This is a genomic window from Streptomyces sp. NPDC029169 (assembly GCF_055563935.1).
Map to the genome: position 1 here is coordinate 140,956 of NZ_JBVHXA010000009.1, position 19,985 is coordinate 160,940.

The 19,985-nt window shown below is 69.4% G+C and carries 20 protein-coding genes; 15 read left to right on the forward strand and 5 right to left on the reverse strand.

Annotated elements, in window-relative coordinates:
- Position 1: 1 nt before the first annotated feature.
- The 4 genes from ACZ4VI_RS19060 to ACZ4VI_RS19075 are packed head-to-tail and all read left to right on the forward strand — an operon-like array spanning position 2 to position 5,501.
- The gene (locus ACZ4VI_RS19060; RefSeq protein ID WP_468000523.1) at positions 2-991 is read left to right on the forward strand and encodes a carbohydrate ABC transporter permease; all 990 of its coding nucleotides are present in this window, start codon (positions 2-4) and stop codon (positions 989-991) included.
- Between the two features lie 6 nt (positions 992-997).
- Entirely contained in the window at positions 998-1,834 is an 837-nt protein-coding gene (locus ACZ4VI_RS19065) for a carbohydrate ABC transporter permease (RefSeq protein WP_468000524.1), read from the forward strand.
- A 59-nt stretch (positions 1,835-1,893) separates the two neighbouring features.
- Positions 1,894-3,318 (forward strand): RICIN domain-containing protein, encoded by a 1,425-nt coding sequence (locus ACZ4VI_RS19070; protein ID WP_468000526.1) that lies wholly within the window; start codon positions 1,894-1,896, stop codon positions 3,316-3,318.
- Positions 3,319-3,335: 17 nt separating this feature from the next.
- Complete coding sequence (locus ACZ4VI_RS19075; RefSeq protein WP_468000528.1) at positions 3,336-5,501, forward strand: NPCBM/NEW2 domain-containing protein; 2,166 nt, start codon at positions 3,336-3,338, stop codon at positions 5,499-5,501.
- 113 nt (positions 5,502-5,614) lie between these two features.
- On the opposite strand, the gene ACZ4VI_RS19080 is transcribed toward ACZ4VI_RS19075, so the two are convergent.
- On the reverse strand, positions 5,615-6,139 hold the full coding sequence (locus tag ACZ4VI_RS19080) for an EF-hand domain-containing protein (RefSeq protein ID WP_468000530.1): 525 nt from the start codon (positions 6,137-6,139) through the stop codon (positions 5,615-5,617).
- A gap of 376 nt (positions 6,140-6,515) precedes the next feature.
- Here ACZ4VI_RS19080 and ACZ4VI_RS19085 point away from each other — a divergent pair, with 376 nt between their 5' ends.
- From ACZ4VI_RS19085 to ACZ4VI_RS19100, 4 genes are all read left to right on the forward strand, one after another.
- A complete protein-coding gene (locus ACZ4VI_RS19085; RefSeq protein ID WP_468000532.1) occupies positions 6,516-6,902 on the forward strand; it encodes a hypothetical protein in 387 nt (128 codons plus the stop codon).
- Positions 6,899-7,978 carry a cobalamin-independent methionine synthase II family protein gene (locus ACZ4VI_RS19090; protein ID WP_468000534.1) on the forward strand — a complete coding sequence of 360 codons (1,080 nt, stop codon included), beginning with the start codon at positions 6,899-6,901 and terminating at the stop codon, positions 7,976-7,978. The genes ACZ4VI_RS19085 and ACZ4VI_RS19090 overlap by 4 nt, the downstream gene beginning before the upstream one ends.
- A 230-nt stretch (positions 7,979-8,208) precedes the next feature.
- Positions 8,209-8,805, forward strand: a complete 597-nt coding sequence (locus ACZ4VI_RS19095) for a TetR/AcrR family transcriptional regulator (RefSeq protein ID WP_468000536.1) — start codon at positions 8,209-8,211, stop codon at positions 8,803-8,805.
- A gap of 41 nt (positions 8,806-8,846) precedes the next feature.
- On the forward strand, positions 8,847-9,134 hold the full coding sequence (locus ACZ4VI_RS19100; RefSeq protein ID WP_468000537.1) for a YciI family protein: 288 nt from the start codon (positions 8,847-8,849) through the stop codon (positions 9,132-9,134).
- 117 nt (positions 9,135-9,251) lie between these two features.
- On the opposite strand, the gene ACZ4VI_RS19105 is transcribed toward ACZ4VI_RS19100, so the two are convergent.
- Positions 9,252-9,875, reverse strand: coding sequence for a peroxiredoxin-like family protein (locus ACZ4VI_RS19105; protein WP_468000539.1), 624 nt, complete (start codon positions 9,873-9,875; stop codon positions 9,252-9,254).
- Between ACZ4VI_RS19105 and ACZ4VI_RS19110 the strand changes: the two genes are divergently transcribed.
- Entirely contained in the window at positions 9,874-10,461 is a 588-nt protein-coding gene (locus ACZ4VI_RS19110) for a TetR/AcrR family transcriptional regulator (RefSeq protein ID WP_468000541.1), read from the forward strand. The two genes, ACZ4VI_RS19105 and ACZ4VI_RS19110, sit on opposite strands and share 2 nt — an antisense overlap.
- Before the next feature lie 26 nt (positions 10,462-10,487).
- Here the strand turns inward: ACZ4VI_RS19110 and ACZ4VI_RS19115 are convergent, their stop codons facing one another.
- Complete coding sequence (locus ACZ4VI_RS19115; protein ID WP_468000543.1) at positions 10,488-11,246, reverse strand: MBL fold metallo-hydrolase; 759 nt, start codon at positions 11,244-11,246, stop codon at positions 10,488-10,490.
- Between the two features lie 74 nt (positions 11,247-11,320).
- A complete protein-coding gene (locus ACZ4VI_RS19120; protein ID WP_468000545.1) occupies positions 11,321-12,298 on the reverse strand; it encodes a GlxA family transcriptional regulator in 978 nt (325 codons plus the stop codon).
- Between the two features lie 298 nt (positions 12,299-12,596).
- On the opposite strand from ACZ4VI_RS19120, the gene ACZ4VI_RS19125 reads away from it, so the two are divergent.
- The 5 genes from ACZ4VI_RS19125 to ACZ4VI_RS19145 all read left to right on the forward strand — a co-directional run bounded on the left by ACZ4VI_RS19125 (position 12,597) and on the right by ACZ4VI_RS19145 (position 17,358).
- On the forward strand, positions 12,597-13,685 hold the full coding sequence (locus ACZ4VI_RS19125; protein ID WP_468000547.1) for an S-(hydroxymethyl)mycothiol dehydrogenase: 1,089 nt from the start codon (positions 12,597-12,599) through the stop codon (positions 13,683-13,685).
- Positions 13,685-14,317, forward strand: a complete 633-nt coding sequence (locus ACZ4VI_RS19130) for an MBL fold metallo-hydrolase (protein ID WP_468000548.1) — start codon at positions 13,685-13,687, stop codon at positions 14,315-14,317. The genes ACZ4VI_RS19125 and ACZ4VI_RS19130 overlap by 1 nt, the downstream gene beginning before the upstream one ends.
- A 254-nt stretch (positions 14,318-14,571) precedes the next feature.
- Complete coding sequence (locus ACZ4VI_RS19135) at positions 14,572-14,934, forward strand: bifunctional 3-phenylpropionate/cinnamic acid dioxygenase ferredoxin subunit (RefSeq protein WP_468000549.1); 363 nt, start codon at positions 14,572-14,574, stop codon at positions 14,932-14,934.
- A complete protein-coding gene (locus ACZ4VI_RS19140; RefSeq protein ID WP_468000551.1) occupies positions 14,931-16,094 on the forward strand; it encodes an NAD(P)/FAD-dependent oxidoreductase in 1,164 nt (387 codons plus the stop codon). Before ACZ4VI_RS19135 ends, ACZ4VI_RS19140 begins: the two co-directional genes overlap by 4 nt.
- Before the next feature lie 133 nt (positions 16,095-16,227).
- Positions 16,228-17,358 (forward strand): aromatic ring-hydroxylating oxygenase subunit alpha, encoded by a 1,131-nt coding sequence (locus ACZ4VI_RS19145; RefSeq protein ID WP_468000553.1) that lies wholly within the window; start codon positions 16,228-16,230, stop codon positions 17,356-17,358.
- 1 nt (position 17,359) lies between these two features.
- Here ACZ4VI_RS19145 and ACZ4VI_RS19150 read toward each other — a convergent pair whose 3' ends face one another.
- Positions 17,360-18,157: an IclR family transcriptional regulator gene (locus tag ACZ4VI_RS19150; protein WP_468000555.1), complete on the reverse strand. Its 798-nt coding sequence runs from the start codon at positions 18,155-18,157 to the stop codon at positions 17,360-17,362.
- Between the two features lie 151 nt (positions 18,158-18,308).
- Here ACZ4VI_RS19150 and betA point away from each other — a divergent pair, with 151 nt between their 5' ends.
- Positions 18,309-19,982, forward strand: coding sequence for a choline dehydrogenase (gene betA / locus ACZ4VI_RS19155; RefSeq protein ID WP_468000556.1), 1,674 nt, complete (start codon positions 18,309-18,311; stop codon positions 19,980-19,982).
- Positions 19,983-19,985 lie beyond the last annotated feature (3 nt).

The window sequence follows — 19,985 nt, forward strand, 5'->3', positions numbered from 1 at the left end:
CATGGTTCTCTCCACCTCACCACCGCCGCGAAAGGCGCGTCCCGGGGCACGGCTCAGGCCCCGGGCAGCCGCCCGGAGACCGGCACGTCGCAGGACCGACCGGTCCGCGGTCCTCGCCTTCGTCGTGCTCACCGCGCCCATGGTGCTCGGGCTCGGCCTGTTCAAGTACGTCGCGATCGGCTGGAGTTTCCTGCTGAGCCTGGGCGAGGCCCGGGGAACGCTGAACCCGGCCCGCTGGGTCGGCCTGGACAACTACGCGTTCCTGCTGGCCGATCCCGGCTTCCGCTCCTCGCTCCTGACGATCGTCCTGTTCACGCTCGTCATCGTGCCGGTGACGTTCGCCGCCTCGCTCGCGCTGGCCGTCCTGGTCCATCGTGTCCGCCGCGGCCGGGGCTTCTTCCGTACGACCTTCCTGCTCCCGGCGGCCGTCTCGTACGTCGCCGCCACCCTCGTCTGGCGGATGAGCCTCTTCAACGGGCTGCCGTCGGGGATCGCCAACACCCTCGGCGGACTGCTCGGCTTCGAGGCGGTGCCGTGGATCGCCACCCAGGACCCGCCGCTGTACTGGATCGTCCTGATCACCCTGCGGCTGTGGCTCCAGGTCGGCCTCTACATGATCCTCTTCCTGGCAGGGCTCCAGGCCATCCCGCCCCAGTTGTACGAGGCCGCCGCCCTCGACGGGGCGTCCGGGTGGCGGATGTTCCGCCACATCACCCTGCCCATGCTGCGGAACACCTCGGTGGCGCTCCTGCTGCTGATGACCATCGCCGCGTTCCAGGCATTCGACGAGTTCTACAACCTCTTCAGCGGCGGCCTCGGCGGCGGCAGCGGCACCGCGCCCGTCAACCCGCCCCTCGTCCACCTCTACAACGTGGCGCTGGGCGACCAGAACTACGGCGTCGGCTCGGCGGGCGCCTTCCTCCTCACCCTGCTCATCGTCGCGGTCACCCTCCTCCAGGGCCGGATCGTCGGCCTCGGCCGGAAGGACTGACCCGACGTGAACCGCAGCCGCTCGCCCCTCGGCACCCTCGCCACCCACCTTGCCCTGGGCCTCGCCGCCACGGCCTTCCTCCTCCCCTTCTACGTCATGCTGCGCAACGCGCTCATGACACCCCAGCAGGTCACCGCCCCCGACTGGCGGTGGCTGCCGGATCCGCTCACCTTCGACAACTTCACCGGCCTCTTCACCGACCCGGCCGTCCCCATGGCGGGCGCCCTCGGCAACTCGCTGCTCATCGCGGTCGTCACCGCACCCGTCTCGACGCTGCTCGCCTCGATGGCCGGCTACGCCCTCGCCCGCATCCCCGTCCCCGGCAGCGGCGCGGTGTTCTCCTTCATCGTGGTCACGCTGATGATCCCCGGCTCGGTGACCTTCATCCCGACCTTCGTGGTCGTGGGCTCGCTGGGCGGAGTGAACACCCACTGGGGCATCATCGCGCCGGGCCTCTTCAACGCCTTCGCGGTGCTGCTGTTCCGCAACTTCTATCTCCGCTTCCCCACGGAGATCGAGGAGGCCGGACGTCTTGACGGCCTCAGCCACCTCGGCGTGTACCGCAGGATCGCCCTGCCCAACTCCGTGTCCATGCTCGCGGCGCTCGGCGCCCTGTCGTTCATCGAGAGCTGGAACGCCTTCCTCTGGCCCCTGGTCATCGGCCAGGACCCCGGCACGTGGACGGCGCAGATCGCCCTGTCCACCTTCCTCACCGCACAGTCGGTCAACCTGCCCGGTCTGTTCGCCGGCGCGGTCGTCACGATCGTGCCCCTCGCCGTGATGTTCCTGGTGGCCCAGCGCCACATCGTCCAGGGCATCACCCTCAGCGGCCTCAAGGACTGAGGCCCACCCCTCCCCACCGGGGCCGTCCCCACCGGCCCCACCCGACACAGGAGTTCCGCATGAACAACTCCATGTCCCACCCCCTCAGACGCTTGGCTCAGGCCACGGTCCTCTGCGTCGCCCTCGTCCTCGGCGCCCTGCTCCCCGCCACCCCCGCGCACGCCGCGCCGGTCACCGTCCCGGTCGGCGAGCGCGTCAACGACACGGCTGGCAACCCGGTCCACGCGCACGGCGGCGGAGTCATCCAAGTGGCTGGCTACTACTACTGGTTCGGTGAGGACCGCAACGCCGACGACACCTTCCGGTACGTCTCCGTCTGGCGCTCCAGCGACCTGCGCGACTGGGAGTTCCGCAACCACGTCCTCACCCAGGCCAGCCACTCCGAGCTCCAACTCGCCAACCTCGAACGCCCCAAGGTCGTCTACAACCAGACCACCGGCCAGTTCGTCCTGTGGGCGCACAAGGAGAACGGCGTCGACTACAGCGAGGCCAAGGTCGCCGTCGCCGTCTCGTCCACCGTCGACGGCGCCTACACCTACCAGGGCAGCTTCCGCCCCCTCGGGTACGAGTCCCGGGACATGACCCTGTTCCGCGACGACGACGGCAGCGCGTACCTGGTGTCGGCAGCCAACGACAACGCCGACCTCAACGTCTACCGCCTCACCTCCGACTACACCGGCGTCCAGTCCCTCGTCCGGACCCTCTTCCCCGGCGAACGCCGCGAGGCCCCCGCCCTGTTCAAGCGGAACGGCGTCTACTTCCTGCTCACCTCCGGGCAGGACGGCTGGCTGCCCACCCAGCAGAAGTACGCCACCGCGAGCTGCGTCAGCTGCGCCTGGAGCGCCAACGCCAACGTCGGCGACTCCCAGACGTACGGCTCCCAGACCGCGTACGTCCTGACGATCCAGGGCGCCTCGGCCACCAGCCACCTCTACATGGGCGACCGCTGGGCCGGCTCCTGGGGCGGCCCGGTCGAGGACTCCACGTACGTCTGGCTGCCGCTGACCTTCCCCAGCAACACATCGATGACCATGGCGTACGCGAAGCAGCTCAGCATCGACACGGCGGCCGGGACGGTCACCCCGATCGGCACCGGCTACGACACGCTGACCCTCGCCCACTCCGGCAAGTGCGTGAAGGCCACCCAGTCCGCCGTCGTCCAGTACGACTGCACGGGCGCCGCCGACCAGCAGTGGCGCATCGACTCGCACGGCACCGGCGACGGCCGCTCCCGGCTCGTCTCGCGGAGCGCCAACAAGTGCATGGACCTCTCCGTCGCGGTCATCACCTGGACCTGCGGTGTGAGCAAGCCCAAGCAGCACTGGTTCGTCCAGGACCTGGGCGCCGGCCGCGTCCGGCTCGTCAACGCCGTCACCGGCGAGTGCGCCGAGGTCTCCAACGGCTCCACCGCCAACAACGCCCAGCTCCGGCCCGCGACCTGCTCGGGCGCCGCCAACCAGCAGTTCCAGCGCACGTCGCTGTGACCACCAAGGAAACGATCATGCGAAGAACACGCATTGCGGCGGCAGTCGGCGCCGCGCTCCTGGGAATATGCGCGACCGTGCTCCCCCCGGCCATGGCGGAGAGCCTCCCGCCGGGCGGCACGTCCATGCCCACCCACCCGATCGTCCCGGGCGCCGCCTGGAGCGACGACACCGGCCGCCTGGTGCAGGCCCACGGAGCGGGCATCTTCAAGGCCGGCTCGACGTACTACATGGTCGGCGAGGACAAGGAGGCGGGCCAGACGTACCACGCCGTCGCCTGCTACTCCTCCAAGAACCTCACCGACTGGCACCACGAGGGCAGCGCGCTGTCCCGTCAGGCCGACGGCGACCTGGGCCCGAACCGGGTGGTCGAGCGCCCCAAGGTCATCTACAACGACAAGACCCGCCAGTACGTCATGTATATGCACATCGAGGACAAGACGTACCAGGAGGCGAAGGTCGGCGTCGCCACCAGCCCGACCCCGTGCGGCCCGTACACCTACCGGGGCAGCGAGCGGCCGCTCGGCTTCCAGAGCCGTGACATCGGCCTGTTCAAGGACGACGACGGCACCGGCTACCTCCTCACCGAGGACCGCGAGCACGGCCTGCGCATCGACAGGCTGTCGGACGACTACCTGAAGGTCGAGAGCAACACCGCCCTGGTCGCCGGCTTCGAGTCACCCGCCATGGTCAAGGTCGACGGCCGCTACTTCCTGTTCGGCTCGTACCTCACCGGCTGGTCCAGCAACGACAACGTGTACGCGACCGCCACCTCACCGGCGGGCCCGTGGAGCGAGTTCAAGAACTTCGCCCCGGCGGGATCGCGCACCTTCGACTCGCAGACCTCGTCGATCGTCCCGGTCACCGGCAGCCGGGGCACCACGTACGTCTACGTCGGCGACCGCTGGAACCCGCGCCGCCTCTTCGACTCCAAGCCCATCTGGCTGCCACTGCACATCAGCGGCACGACGGCGAAGCTGGCCTGGCAGGACAGCTGGAGCCTGGACACCGCGTCCGGCACGTGGGCCCCGCAGAACGCCGACAGCACATACGAGGCGGAGGCCGCCGGCAACACCCTGACGGGTGAGGCGGTCAGGTCGGGCGGCAAGGTCGGCTACGTAGGCATGGGTTCGGCCCTCCGCTTCAACAACGTCACTGTCCCCCACACCGGCACGTACACCCTCAAGATCACCTACTCCAACGGCGACGCGGACGACCGCAAGGCGACGCTGAAGGTCGATGGCGGGGCGCCGATGACGATCTCTTTCCCGCCGACCGGAGGAGACCGTACGGGCGTGGCGACCGCCACGGTGACCCTGACCGAGGGCACCCACACCCTGGAGTTCGGCAACGCCACCGGCTGGGCCCCGGACTTCGACCGGATCGCCCTGCCCAACGGCCCGTCGACGTCCCTTGAGCTGACCGGCCGCCCCACGTACCAGGGCTCGCCGGTGGTGCTTGCGAAGGCGGGCGAGGACAACCCGCTGACAGTGACCTTCGCGAACCACGGCCCGACGGCGGCCATCAACCCGTCGGTGTCGCTGAAGGCACCGGAAGGCTGGACCGTCTCCGGTACGGGCGAGCGGACGGCGGCCACCGTAGGATCCGGCCGCTCCACCATGTCCTCCTGGACGGTGAAGCCCGCCGCGGACACGAAGCCGGGCACGTACGAGCTCACGGCCACGGCCGCGTACCGCTGGAACGGCGAACTGCCCGCCACCATCGACGAGACCATCAAGGTCACCGTCCCGCCGCCCGCCCCGACCGGCACGCCGTACCTCAGTGACCTGCCGGTCATGTCCTGGCTGGTCGGCTGGGGAGCGCTGCAGCGCGACCTGAGCCCGGGCGCGCTCCCGATGGTCATCGAGGGCGTCCCGTACGCCAAGGGCCTCGGCGCCCACGCCAAGTCGAACGTCCACTTCTACCTGGGCGGCGCCTGCCGTACGTTCAGCGCGGTGGTCGGCATCGACGACGAGGACGGCCCCAGGGGCTCGGTCACCTTCGAGGTGTGGGCCGACGGCAAGAAGGTCGGCGAAACCGGCATCATCCGCGGCACCGACCCCGGCCTGCCCCTCACCGCCGACGTGACCGGCGCCACCGAACTGGAACTGAGAGCCACGGACGCCGCCGACGGCAACCACTACGACCACTCGGAGTGGGCCAACGCCCGCCTGACCTGCTGAACCATCGCACACAGAGGAGACCGGTGGCCGGAGGCGACATGACGCGCCTCCGGCCACCGGCGCGCGTCATCCGGCGTTTCCGCGACCGGCAGCCTCGGCTATTCCGTTGATCATCACGCGGGGACGTCCGAGAGCGGCCTGCTGTACAGCACCCTGCCCATGGGAGATCCTTCGCCGGTGACGTGGGCGCGGATGGACACGATGTAGTCGTCGCGGTTGATGCGGCCGTCGCCGTCGGCGTCCAGGGCCGCGAACGCCGCTTCGGCCTTGGCGGCCGGGTTGTTCAGTGCTGTGCGCAGGGCTGTGAACTCGGAGAGGTCGAGGGCGCCGTCCTGGTCAGTGTCGGCGAGGTCGAAGAGCGCGCCGAGGACGGGCGCGCAGACGGTGTCGAACGCCTCGGCGCCCGCCCATGTCGCGTATTCGTCGAAGGTCATCTTTCCGTCGCCGTCGGCGTCCATCGACGCCCACGCCCGCTCGCCGAGCGTGCGTGCGGTGACGACGAGTTGATCGTCCTCCTTGCGCCCCGTCGCTAGCGCCACGCTTCTCGTGCGCGCCATGTATTCCTCCCTGGAGACGATTCCGTCTCCGTCCTCGTCCAGCATGGCGAAGACGAGTCTCTGCGCGGCTGTCTGGTCCATCACGATTCCTTCTACCGGGGCGTTCGAGTGTGAGTGCTTGATTCCGATTCGGCTGTCCTACCCATCGATCTGATGACCAAGGCGCCCATTTGGGGGGCGTGCGGGCATTTCCCCACACGCACTGCGCGTAGTGCGCGGGTGGTGTGCCCCATCGAGCCGGTGACGGCAGGAACAGCCTTCGGTAGTCATAGCCCGTTGGAAGATCGGATTCCGTGGAGGGTGAATGTTCGACAGGCACGGCGCGGCAGCGGCGCTGGGTTCCCTGGTCCTTGTGGGCTCGTCGATGGTGTGGGCTCCAGCTGGTCAGGCCCATGAGCCCGTGCACAGAGAGAACGTTCTGTGCACGGGCTCCAGCACCAGCACGTACAACCCGCCCTTGACTCTGCTGCCCCGCCAGACCCGCGTGCAGACACATGCCAGTTACACGTGCACGGTCGCTCCCGGCCGGACGGTGCCGGCCACCGGCTACCTGGAAGGGAAGTCACCCGCGGCGTCCTGCGTCACGGTGAACAGCCCGCGAGTCGGGGAAGTCGTCCACTACGGCGACGGGAAACGGTCGTCGATCGCGTACGAGAGCAGCACCAGCATTCGTGTCGCCGGCGTCCTCGTGGTCAGGCTGTCGGGCCGGGTCGTCGAGGGCCGCGGCGAAGGGCTGGCGGCGCATCGGACCGTTGCCGCGCTCCCCGGTGAGCTGCCCACGAAGTGCCTCTTGTCCGGGCTCAGGGGCAGCAACGGTGGGGCACAGCTGGAGATCGGGCCGTGACCCGGTTCGCGGCGGGGATTCCCACCGAACCGATCGGCAGCATCCCGAGGCCCGCCGAGCTGCTCGCCGCCATGGCGGACCATACCGCGGGCCGGATCGGCGACGAGGAACTCGCCGACGCCCAGGACCGCGCGGTCTCCGACACCGTCCGCCGCCTGGAGGAGATCGGCTCCCCGGTCGTCACCGACGGCGAACAGGCCAAGCCCAGCTTCGCCACCTACCCCCTGACCGGCCTGAACCGGCTGGCACCCGACGGCGTCGTCATCCCGTTCGCCGACGGACACCAGCGGCAGCTGCCCCGCCTGACGGCCGGACCACTGCGTTACGGCGTCCACGCCGACCGCTACCTGCACGCAGCGCTCAGGCACGCGGCCGTGCCGGTGAAGCAGGCCGTCATCGCGCCGTCGGCCCTCAGCCTGCTCTACCCACCTGACGGCATCGACGGATACCCCCGCGAAGCCTTCCTCGACGACCTCACCGCCGAGGCCGAAGCGGACATCCGCCGGTGTCTGGACGCCGGTGCGCACCGCGTCCAGCTCGACTTCACCGAGGCCCGTCTCGCGCTGAAGCTCGACCCGAGCGGGAGCCTGCTGGATCAGTTCATCGCCCTCAACAACCGCGTCCTGGAACGCTTCTCCACCGCCGAACAGGCCAGGATCGGGATCCACACCTGCCCCGGCGGCGATCAGGACTCCACCCACAGCCTGGACGTCGACTACGCGGCTCTGCTGCCCACACTGCTCCGGCTCAAGGCCGGCGCCTTCTACGTCCAGCTTTCCAGCGAGCCGGAACCGGAGAGGGTCCTCGCCGTCCTCGCTGAACATCTCCCTGACCAGGCCCAGGTGTTCATCGGGGTCACCGACCCGATCGACCCACGTGTCGAGACGCCCGAGCAGGTACGCGACCGCGTCCTGACCGCCGCCCGTCACCTGCCCCTCGACCGTCTGGGCACCTGCGACGACTGTGGCTTCTCCCCCTTCGCCGACGACACCTCCACCTCCCGCGACACCGCCTTCGCCAAGATCAGCGCCCGCATCGAAGGCACCGCCCTGGCCACCCGCGAACTGGTCGGCTGAGCGAAAGGCCCGAACGGTCGCCGGACGCTGCCGGTAGATCCGGGGCCAGCGCGACGACGGCCTGTGCGACCCGTTGGGGTTGTGCAGGCCGTCGTCGTCTTCAGGTGCGGCGGTTGTTCAAGGCGTGTTCCCGCTCTGCCTTGACGCCACCTAGGACGCCTGTCCTAGAGTGTGGTGTCAAGCGCTAGGACGCTCGTCCTAGCGAGGGGTGAGGGCTGTGGGGTTACGTGGTGGCGGAGAGCGCGGGTACGCGGGCGCAGATCGTCGATGCTGCGAACCGGCTTTTCTACGTGAAGGGTTTCGAGCACACGTCGTTCGCGGCGATCGCCCAGACGGTGGGCATCTCGCGGGGCAACTTCTACCACCACTTCAAGAGCAAGGACGAGATCCTCGTCGCGGTCATCGAGGCCCGGCTCCAGAGCACGCGCGCGATGCTCGCGGAGTGGGATCGGGACGAGCCAGGTCCCGCTGAGCGGGTGCGACGGTTCGTGGAGATCGTCGTCACCAACGGCGCGGACATCCAGAACTTCGGCTGCCCGGTCGGGACTCTGACGAACGAGCTCGCCAAACTCGGTCACCCCGCACGGCCCCAGGCCGTCGCCGTCTTCGACTTGTTCCGGACGTGGCTCCGGGCACAGTTCGAGGAGCTCGGCTTCGCCGTCGAGGCAGACGATCTCGCGATGCACGTCTTGGCCTTCAGTCAGGGCGTGGCGACCCTGTCCAACGCCTTCCACGACGGACGGTTCGTGCAGCGGGAGGTCGACCGTCTCCACGCCTGGCTCGACGAGCGCCTCGCGCACGGCCCGACACCGCGCTCCACGCACTGAACCCGACCTCGTCCACCGTCCAGCAATCGAAGGAGATTTCCGTGTTCGTCGTCCTGCTCCGCTTCGCGGCCAACAAGAGCCAGGCTCCGCAGCACATGGCAGACCATCAGGAGTGGATCCGGCAAGGCGTGGAGGACGGGGTCTTCCTGCTGGTCGGAAGCCTTCAGACCGGCCAGGGCGGTGCCGTGCTGGCCCACCGCACGACCCTCGACGAACTGCGGGACCGGGTCGAGGCGGATCCGTTTGTCGCCCACGACGTGGTCTCGGCCGAGATCATCGAGATCGCGCCGAACACGACCGATCCCCGGCTCGCGTTCCTTACGGCCTGACCATGGCCGTGTTCATCGCCCCCGACGCGCCCGGCCAGGTGGCGGCCACGGCTCTGTCGGGCCGATGCGGTGGTGCCCCTCCGGATGTCCACCGCATCGGTCCTCAGCCGCCGCCCCTCAGCTCAGCTGGTCGAGTGCGGCCAGGATGTCGGCCGGTTCGGCGCGGGTGGTGTAGTCCGTGTTCACGAAGGCCCAGCGGATCGTGCCGTCGCGGTCGATGACGTAGGTCGCCGGCAGGGGCAGGGTGCGTGGGTGGCCGGCGTTCGAGCGGTCCAGGTCGATGCCGAAGCCGGCGTAGACGGCGGCGAGATCGTCCGGCAGATCGAAGGCGAGGCCGAACTGCTTGGCGGTGTCGGAGCCGAGGTCGCTGAGCACGTCGAAAGTCAGCTCGTTCTTCTCGGCGTACGACAGGGACTCGTCGGGTACCTGGGGCGAGACGGCGACCAGCCGGGCGCCGCGGGCGGTGATGGCGTCGTGGTGCTGCTGCAGGGAGCGCAGGGCGATGTTGCAGTAGGGGCACCAGGCGCCGCGGTGGAAGGTCAGCACCACCGGGCCGTCGGCGAGCAGTTCGGCCAGGTCGACGGTCCGGCCGGTGGCCGAGGGCAGGGCGAAGGACGGCGCCTTGGCGCCGACGGCCAGGGCCTGATCCGCCTGGCCGGAGTCAGCGAGTTCTCGGGCTGCCCGCTGCATCACGGCGCGGACGTCGGCGGGGATCTGCTGGACGGCTGTCGAAGAGGGCATGGCGGACGTCAAGCACTTCGATCCGGACGCGACGCTGGACAGGGTGGTGCGGCTGTTCTGGCGGCAAGGCGTGGCCACCACCGGCATCCAGGACATCGTCAACGCCACCGGGCTCAACCGCTCCAGCCTGTACGCGACCTTCGGCGGCAAGCAGGAGTTGTACCGCGCCGCCCTCGAACGGTACGTCCAGGACCGGTCACGGCTCGGCCGGCTTGAGGAGGACGACCGCGGACTGCCGGCCATCACCGAGTTCTTCACCGGGCTGATCGAGACCCGCTGTACCGGCGAGTTCGCCCAATGGGGCTGCATGATCTCCAACGCCCACGCGGGCACCGAGAACGGCGACCCCGCCGTCCGCGCCATCCTCGACCGGCAGCACCAGCACCTGCGCACCGCCCTCCACACCGCGCTCCTGTCGGCACAGCGGCAGCGACAACTCGCCGAGGATGCCCACCCGGACTCCGCGGCCGATGTCCTGGCCCTCCTGGCGCACGGTGTGAACCTGCGCTCCCGTGCCGGAGCGGACGCCCAGCAGTTGCACAGAACCATCGCGGCGGCGATCGCCGCTGTGGCTCGCAGAGCCTGATCCCCTTGAGGGTCCTGCCCTGCCGGTCAGGCCGTGCTGTTCTCCGTGCGGGCGGGGAGCCGCCCTGCCGCTTCGAGCCGGGACAGCCGCCGGTGTTCCCGGTCGGCCCAGCGTCGGACCCGGTGGGGGTCCAGTGGGGTGCCGTGGCCGACGTGGAGTCTGGTCGGGTTCAGGGCGAGCATCTTCCGCAGGCTGGCGAGGTTGTGCAGCGGGTCGTCGTGGAAGGGAGGGTTGGCGGGTCGGCCGCGCACGAGACCGAAGAGGGAGTTGGCGATCAGGTCGCCGGCGACGAGGTCTCCCTGGTCGGTGAGGACGGAGACCGATCCGGCGGTGTGTCCGGGGGTGGGCATGATGCGCGCGGTGATCCCGTAGTCCTCCAGGTCGGTCTCGCCGGTCACGAGGACGTCGGGTTCGAGCGGCTCCACCTGGATGTGCAGGTTCTTGTTCATGGCCATGAGTCGGCCCGTCAGTCCGGTGGGCAGGTAGGGCTCGCGGGCCCGGCCGGAGCGGTAGGGGCCGAGGTCGGCGATGTGTCCTGCTACGGGAGCTCCGGTCAGGCGGTGCAGTTCGCCGGCGGAGCCGAAGTGGTCGATGTGGCCGTGGGTGATGACGATCAGTGACACGTCGGTGGGGTCCACCCCATGGGCGGCGACCTGCTCGTAGATCCTTCGGCCGCTGCCGGGCGTTCCCGCGTCGACGATGACGGGCCGGCGGCCCAGCAGCAGGTACGCGTTGATGTTGTGCCGGCCCATGACCGGGATGGGGACGACCTTGGTTCGGGACACGGTTCGCTCCTTGGGCATGGCTGTCTTCCGCCGCGCGGTGGTTCGCGGGCGGTCGGGGATGGAGGGTGTTGGGCTTATTGGAAGCGGCGCCGGTATTGGGCGGGGGTGGTGCCGAGACGGCGTCGGAAGGAACGGTGCAGGCTCTCCACTGAACCGAGGCCGCTGAGGGCGGCGATCTCGGGCAGGCCGTGGGTGCTGTCCTGGAGCAGCCGGCGGGCGGCCTCCAGCCGGACGGACTCGACGTACGCGGCCGGGGTGGTGCCGGTGCGCTCGCGGAACAGCCGGGAGAAGTGGCGCGCGCTCAGGTGCAGCCGCGCGGCCAAGGCGTCGGCGGAGAGGTCCGCGGTGAGGTGCTCTCCGATCCACATGCGCAGGTCGTCCAGCCGGTCGCCGGGCGCCGCAGGAGGCGCGAGCGGGGCACTGAACTGGCTCTGACCGCCGGCGCGTTTGACGTACATGACCATCGTCCGGGCGGTGGCCAGGGCGCGTTCGGGCCCGTGGTCCTCGGTGACCATGGCCAGTGCCATGTCCATTCCCGAGGCGATGCCTGCGCAGGTCCACAGACGGCCTTCCCGGATGAAGATCGGGTCCGGGTCGACGGTGACGAGCGGGTGGTCGGCGGCCAGCCGTGCGGCCGTACGCCAGTGGGTCGTGGCGGAATGGCCGTCCAGCAGGCCCGCCGCGGCCAGCAGGTGCGCGCCCGAGCAGATGGAGCCCAGCCGGTGGGTCCCGGGTGCCGCTTCACGCAGCCAATCGATGACCTCGCCGTCGAGAACCGGCTCCACCTCGTGGTGGTGCACACGGACGGCACCCGATACGAGCAAGGTGTCCACGTTGCCGTTCACCTCGTCCAGGGTCAGGTCGGCCATCAGCCGGATCCCACTGGAGGTGGTCACCGGCTCGCCCTGGGCTGTCGCGATGCGGACGGTGTAGCCGGGTCGGCCGGTGCCGGCGACCCGTGTGGCGACCGAGAACACCTCGGCCGGACCCGTGACGTTGAGCAGTTCGACGCCCGGGAAGGCCGCGATGACGACTCTGTGCGGTGGGAGCATGTGCCGATCATTTCGCCCCGCCACGAGGGCCGCAATGACCATGTTCTGTCAGATCCGGACATGACGTTGCCCAGGGCGCAGGTGTCCGCAGAGGGCAAGGCGGCGGCCGCGGTCGGCAAGGGCGCGGACCTTCGTCCGACGCCCACGCTGCGTGCCCGTCGGATCCGCGCCTGTGCGGTGTTCTGCGTGTCGCATCCTTGACCCCCGGTCGACGCTCCACGATGCTGTGTTGCGGCAAGTGAAGTGTGTGCCGTAATGAGCAACAGAACTCAGAGCTCGTACTAGCCGAGGAGTGGCCATGACTCACCAGGTCCGTGCTGTCGTCGCGCGGGGCAAGGGCGCCCCCGTCAGCCTGGAAACGATCATCGTGCCCGATCCCGGCCCGGGGGAGGCGCTGGTGAAGATCGAAGCCTCCGGGGTCTGCCACACGGATCTGCACTATCGGGAGGGCGGCATCAACGACGACTTCCCCTTCCTGCTCGGTCACGAGGCCGCGGGTGTCGTGGAGGCGGTGGGGGAGGGCGTCACCGATGTCGCGCCCGGCGACTTCGTCATCCTCAACTGGCGGGCGGTGTGCGGCCAGTGCCGCGCCTGCCTGCGCGGACGGCCCTGGTACTGCTTCAACACCCACAACGCCAAGCAGAAGATGACCCTCGCCTCGACCGGGCAGGAGCTGTCCCCGGCGCTGGGTATCGGTGCATTCGCGGAGAAGACGCTGGTGGCGGCCGGACAGTGCACGAAGGTCGACCGGGCCGCGTCGGCGGCCGCCGCCGGACTGCTCGGCTGCGGGTTGATGGCGGGCATCGGTGCCGCCATCAACACCGGCAACGTCGGACGCGGGGACAGTGTGGCCGTCATCGGCTGCGGCGGCGTTGGGGGCGCGGCGGTCGTCGGGTCGCACCTGGCGGGCGCGGCGAAGATCATCGCGGTGGACATCGACGACCGGAAGCTGGCCACGGCCAGGAAGCTGGGTGCGACCCACACCGTCAACTCCAAGGAGTCCGACCCCGTCGAGGCGATCCGCGAGCTGACCGGCGGATTCGGTGCCGACGTCGTCATCGAGGCGGTGGGCCGCCCGGAGACGTACAAGCAGGCCTTCTACGCCCGCGACCTCGCCGGCACGGTCGTCCTGGTCGGCGTGCCGACCCCGGAGATGAAGCTCGAGCTGCCGCTGCTGGACGTCTTCGGCCGCGGCGGCGCGCTGAAGTCGTCCTGGTACGGGGACTGCCTGCCCTCCCGCGACTTCCCCATGCTCATCGACCTCTATCTGCAGGGTCGGCTGGATCTGGACGCCTTCGTCACGGAGACCATCGGACTGGACGAGGTCGAGAAGGCCTTCGACCGGATGCACGGCGGCGAGGTCCTGCGCTCGGTGGTGATCCTCTGATGGCCGGCGCCCGCATCGAACACCTCGTCACCTCGGGGACGTTCTCGTTGGACGGCGGCACCTGGGACGTCGACAACAATGTGTGGGTCATCGGTGATGACGACGAGGTGATCGTCGTCGACGCCGCGCACGACGCCGAGGCCATCGCCGCTGCTCTCGGCGGGCGCACGCTACGGGCCATCGTGTGCACCCACGCCCACAACGATCACATCGATGCAGCGCCCGAACTCGCGGCGCGCACCGGGGCGCCGGTCCTGCTCCACCCGGACGATCTGCCGCTGTGGAAGCAGACCCACCCGGACCGGGCACCCGACGGCGAACTGGCCGACGGTCAGGTGCTCGCGGTGGCCGGTGTCGAGCTGACCGTGCTGCACACCCCGGGGCACGCCCCTGGCGCGGTCTGTCTGTACGCGCCGGCCCTGACGGCGCTCTTCAGCGGTGACACGCTCTTCGCGGGCGGTCCGGGGGCGACGGGAAGGTCGTACAGCCACTTCCCCACCATCGTCGACTCGATCAAGGGCCGGCTGCTCACGCTGCCCGCAGACACCGTCGTGTACACCGGGCACGGGGAGGCGACCACCGTCGCCGCCGAGGCTCCGCACCTTCAGGAGTGGATCGACCGGGGTTTCTGACCGCCCGGTATGCAGAGGGCGACGCGCCCGCTTCTTCGTCCCTGGCGGGCGAGGAGGCGGGCCGCCTTCATGTGCCCGAAAGGGTGGAGGCAGTCCGATGTGTTTCCTATTCCCTATGGCGCACATCGTTGCTCTCAGCGCAACGCCTTACGTCGACCTGTCCGGTCGGTGAATGCCTTGACAAGGGTTCGGGGCCGACTTCAGACTGGCGTTGCGCTTTCCGCAATCCGTTTCGTTATACGCACCGAGGTGTCATGAAGATTCCCGCGTGCCGACTCGCGGATCTCCCGCGAGGTGAGGCCTTCCGGCTCGACATCGATCCGCCGGTCTCGGTGTTCCATACCGACGACGGCGAGATCTTCGCCATCGATGACACCTGCACCCACCAGGACGCCTCGCTCGCCGACGGCTGGCTGGAGGGCTGCGAGGTGGAATGCCCCCTGCATGCCTCGAAGTTCGACCTGAGGACCGGCGCCGTCGATGCTCCGCCGGCCAAGCTCCCGGTCCGTACGCACGAGGTCGTCGTCGAGGACGGCGTGATCCATGTCCGGGTGTCGACGGACGCCCCCAACCTGCCGCCCTGTGTCGCGGCCCGGCTCGCTGGAGGTTCCGCGTGAGGACCGTGGCCGTGGTGGGCGCCTCGCTCGCCGGACTGTCGGCGGCGCGCTCGCTGCGCGCGCGGGGCTACGACGGGCGGCTGGTCGTCATCGGTGACGAGCTCCATCGCCCGTACGACAGGCCGCCGCTGTCCAAGGAGTTCCTGGTCGGCACCGTCGACGAAGCAGATCTCGCGCTGGAGACGGACGCCGAGGACCTGCGGGCGGAGTGGCTGCTCGGCACCCGCGCCACCGGGCTCGACCGCACGGATCGCGCCGTACGGCTCGCCGACGGACGGGAGGTCCGCGTCGACGGCCTCGTCATCGCGACCGGCGCCGCCGCGCGCAGGCTCCCCGGCGCCGAGGGCCTGGCCGGCGTGCACGTCCTGCGCACCCTGGACGACGCCCGGGCCCTGCGCGACGAACTGACGCGGGGCGGACGGCTGGTGGTGATCGGCGGCGGATTCATCGGCGCCGAGGTCGCCTCCACCGCCTACACCCTCGGTCTCGACGTGACGGTCGTCGAGGTGGCCCCGACTCCGCTCGCCGGACCGCTCGGCGCGACCATGGGCGGCATCGTCTCCGCGCTCCACGCGGACCACGGCGTACGGCTGTTGTGCGGCGTGGGCGTCAAGGGCCTGCGTGGTGAGCGGAGTGTGGACGCCGTCCTGCTCGAGGACGGCCGCAGCATCCCGGCCGACATCGTCGTCGTCGGTGTGGGTGCCCGCCCGTGCGTCGAGTGGCTGGAGGGATCCGGTGTCGAGCTCGACAACGGCGTCAAGTGCGGCGCCGACGGCCGCACCAGCCTGGCCGGGGTGGTCGCGGTCGGCGACTGTGCCAACTGGTACGACCCCCGCGCGGGGGCCCACCGCCGCGTCGAGCACTGGACCGGTGCGCGGGAGCGCCCGGACGCCGCCGTCGCCGCACTGCTGGCGAGGGGCGCGGTGGAACCGGGTGTGCCCCGGCCGCCGTACTTCTGGTCCGACCAGTACGGCGTCAAGATCCAGTTCGCCGGTCATGCGGCCGGCGCCGACAGTGTGACCGTAGAGGAAGGCGCCGTGGACGACCGCAACGTCCTGGCCGTCTACCGGCGCTCGGGAGAGCCGGTCGCCGTGCTCGGTATGAACCAGCCGCGGCTGTTCACGCGCTGGCGCAAGCAGCTCGCCGCCGCGACGTCTTGACATCGCACCTACGGCATCTCATGCTGCGGTTGCATATCGCACGCAGCGTTGCTCCATGCACAACAACGCCGTCCGGATTCGCTCTTCCCGGCGCGTGAATGACCCCTCCACGACGTTTCCCGAGGAGTGCACCGTGACCCCGACCAGTCTGCCGGACAGCCTGATCGCCACCCTCCCCGGCTCCTCCTACACGGATCCGGCGATCTTCGCCCAGGAGCAGGAGCGCATATTCGAGACCATGTGGTTCTGTGTCGCGCGCGCCTCGGAACTGGCGAAGCCCGGCGCCTTCCGCACCGTCGACGTGGGCCGCGAGAGCATCCTCGTCACCCGCGCGAGGGACAACTCGATCCGCGCCTTCTTCAATGTCTGCCGGCACCGTGGCGCGAAGCTGTGCACGGAGGAGTCCGGCGAGGTCAAGCGCGCCTTCCAGTGCCCGTACCACGCCTGGACCTACGACCTGAACGGCAAGCTCGTCGCGGCGCCCAACCTCACCAAGATGCCCGACGTCGGCCGGACCGAGTACGGCCTGGTGAACGTGGCCGTCCGGGAGTGGCTCGGCTATGTCTGGGTCTGCCTCGCGGAGAACCCGCCCTCCTTCGAGGAGGACGTCATCGGCGCGGTCGTCGGCCGGCTCGGCGACGTGGAGTCGATCGAGCACTACGACATCGACAACCTCTCGGTCGGTAAGCGGATCGTCTATGACGTGAAGGCGAACTGGAAGCTCATCATCGAGAACTTCATGGAGTGCTATCACTGTGCCACGATCCACCCCGAACTCACCGAGGTGCTCCCTGAGTTCGCGGACGGCTACGCCGCTCAGTACTACGTCGGCCACGGTGCCGAGTTCGGCGAGGGTGTCGAGGGTTTCACCGTCGACGGCTCCGAGGGCCTGGACCGCATTCCCGGGGTGGCGGAGGGCCAGGACCGTCGCTACTACGCGATCACCGTCCGGCCGCAGGTGTTCATCAACCTCGTCCCCGACCATGTGATCTTCCATCGGATGTACCCGGTGGCCGTCGACCGCACGATCGTCGAGTGCGACTGGCTCTATCTGCCGCACGTCGTCGAGAGCGGCAAGGACGTCAGCCGGTCCGTGGAGCTCTTCGACCGGGTCAACCGGCAGGACTTTGACGCCTGTGAACGCACCCAGCCCGGAATGAGCTCCCGGATGTATGCCAAGGGCGGTGTGCTGGTGCCCAGCGAGCACCACATCGGCGAATTCCACACCTGGGTGAACGAGCGCCTGGGCACTCCTCAGGGGTGACTCAGCCCAGGTAACCCATACGGTGGCTGATCTCCTCGGCGCCCTTGATCAGCACCGGGGAGAGCTCGTGCAGGCGCTCCTCGGTGAAGCGGTACGAGGGCCCGGAGGCGCTGAGGGCCGCGATGACCTGTCCGTCGCGGTCGCGAACCGGCGCGGCCATGGCGTGCAGGCCGAGCTCCAGCTCCTCCAGGGTCCACGCGTAGCCGCGCTCGCGGGCCTCTGCGAGGTTCTTCTCGAGCTTCGTCTTCGCGGTGATGGTGCGCGGGGTGACCTTTTTCATCCCGGCCTCGGCCAGCAGCGCGGCGCGCTCCTTGGCGGGCATGTGGGCCAGCAGGATCTTGCCGCTGGACGTCGCGTGCAGGGGGGTCAGCTGCCCGACCCAGTTGTGCGCGGTGACAGCACCCGGGCCGCGCACCTGGTAGAGGTTGATCGCGTACTGCTCCTGCATGACGGCGATGTTGACCGTCTCGCCGATCTCCTCGGCGAGTCGCTCGCAGACCGGGCGGCCCTGCTGGGTGATGTCGATGCGTCCCGTGACCGCACCGGCCAGGCGTACGATGCCGAACCCGAGGCGGTACTTGCCCCGCTCGCCCGCCTGCTCCACCAGGCCGCGTGCCTCCAAGGCCCCGAGCAGCCGGAACGCGGTCGACTTGTGCACATCGATCTCGGCCGCCACCTCGCTGACTCCCGCTTCGCCGCGCTGGGCCAGGATCTCCAGGACGCTGATGGCGCGGTCGACCGACTGCACTCCGCCGGTCTGCGACTGTGACGTTTCGGTGTCTTGACTGTAGTTGCTCATAGCAAAACTATACGCGCAGTAAACAACGCGACTGCAAGCAACGACGGCGAAGCAAAGACCTTACAAGTTGCGCGGTTCGCAACCTGGTGCGCATGGCGCTACCGGTACTAGCATGCCTCGCGTATCTGAGGCGCGAGCGAGACGAGGCATCATGGCTCCTCTGCAGTACGACTTCGTCATCGTCGGTGGCGGATCGGCCGGCAGCGCACTGGCGAACAGACTCTCCGCGGACCCGGCGAACCGGGTGCTGGTACTGGAGGCCGGTCGTTCCGATTACCCGTGGGATGTCTTCATCCACATGCCCGCGGCGTTGACCTACCCGATCGGCAGCCGGTTCTACGACTGGAAGTACGAGTCCGAGCCCGAGCCCCACATGGGGGGCCGGCGCGTCTACCATGCGCGCGGCAAGGTGCTGGGCGGTTCCAGCAGCATCAACGGCATGATCTTCCAGCGCGGCAACCCGATGGACTACGAGCGCTGGGCGGCCGACCCCGGGATGGAGACCTGGGACTACGCGCACTGTCTGCCGTACTTCCGGCGGATGGAGAACTGTCTCGCGGCCGACCCGGACGACGAGTTCCGCGGCCATGACGGCCCCCTCGTCCTCGAACGAGGTCCCGCGACCAACCCGCTCTTCGGTGCCTTCCTCAAGGCCACCGAGGAGGCGGGCTACGCTCCCACGGACGATGTCAACGGCTTTCGGCAGGAGGGTTTCGCCAGGTTCGACCGAAACGTCCACCGCGGACGTCGGCTCTCGGCCTCGAAGGCGTACCTCAAGCCCGTCAGGAAGCGACCCAACCTCACGGTCAAGACCCGCGCCCTCGTCACGCGCGTGCTCTTCGAGGGCAAGCGGGCCGTCGGCGTCGAGTACCGGCGCGGCAGGGGAGCGCCCCAACAGGTGCGCGCCAGGGAAGTCATCCTGTGCGGCGGCGCCATCAACTCCCCGCAGCTGCTGCAGCTCTCCGGTGTCGGCAACGCCGAGGAGCTGCGCGCCCTCGGCATCGACGTCGTCCACGACCTGCCCGGCGTCGGCGAGAACATGCAGGACCACCTGGAGGTCTACGTCCAGTACGCCTGCAAGCAGCCCGTCTCCATGCAGCCGTACATGGCGAAGTGGCGTGCCCCCTTCATCGGACTGCAGTGGCTCTTCCGCAAGGGGCCCGCCGCGACCAACCACTTCGAGGCCGGCGGCTTCGCCCGCAGCAACGAGGACGTGGACTACCCCAACCTGATGTTCCACTTCCTGCCCATCGCGGTCCGCTACGACGGCTCGTCGCCGGCCGGCGGCCACGGCTACCAGGTGCACGTGGGCCCCATGTACTCCGACGCCATCGGCTCGGTGAAGATCAAGAGCAAGGACCCGCGCGAGCACCCGGCGCTGCGCTTCAACTACCTCTCCACCGAGCAGGACCGCCGCGAATGGGTCGAGGCGATCCGCGTGGCCCGCAAGCTCCTCGACCAGCCCGCACTCGCCCCCTACAACGGCGGGGAGATCTCGCCCGGGCCGAAGGTGGAGACGGACGAGGAGATCCTCGCCTGGGTCGCGAAGGAGGGGGAGACCGCCCTGCACCCGTCCTGCACCTGCAAGATGGGCACCGACGAGATGTCCGTCGTCGACCCCACCAGCATGCGGGTGCACGGCGTGGAGGGCCTGCGCGTGGTGGACGCGTCGGTGATGCCGTACGTCACCAACGGCAACATCTACGCGCCGGTGATGATGATCGCCGAGAAGGCCGCCGACCTGATCCTCGGCAAGGAGCCGGAGGCGCCGTCGAAGGCCGCGTACTACCGCCACCGTGACGCCCGGACGCAGGCGGCGGGGTAGACC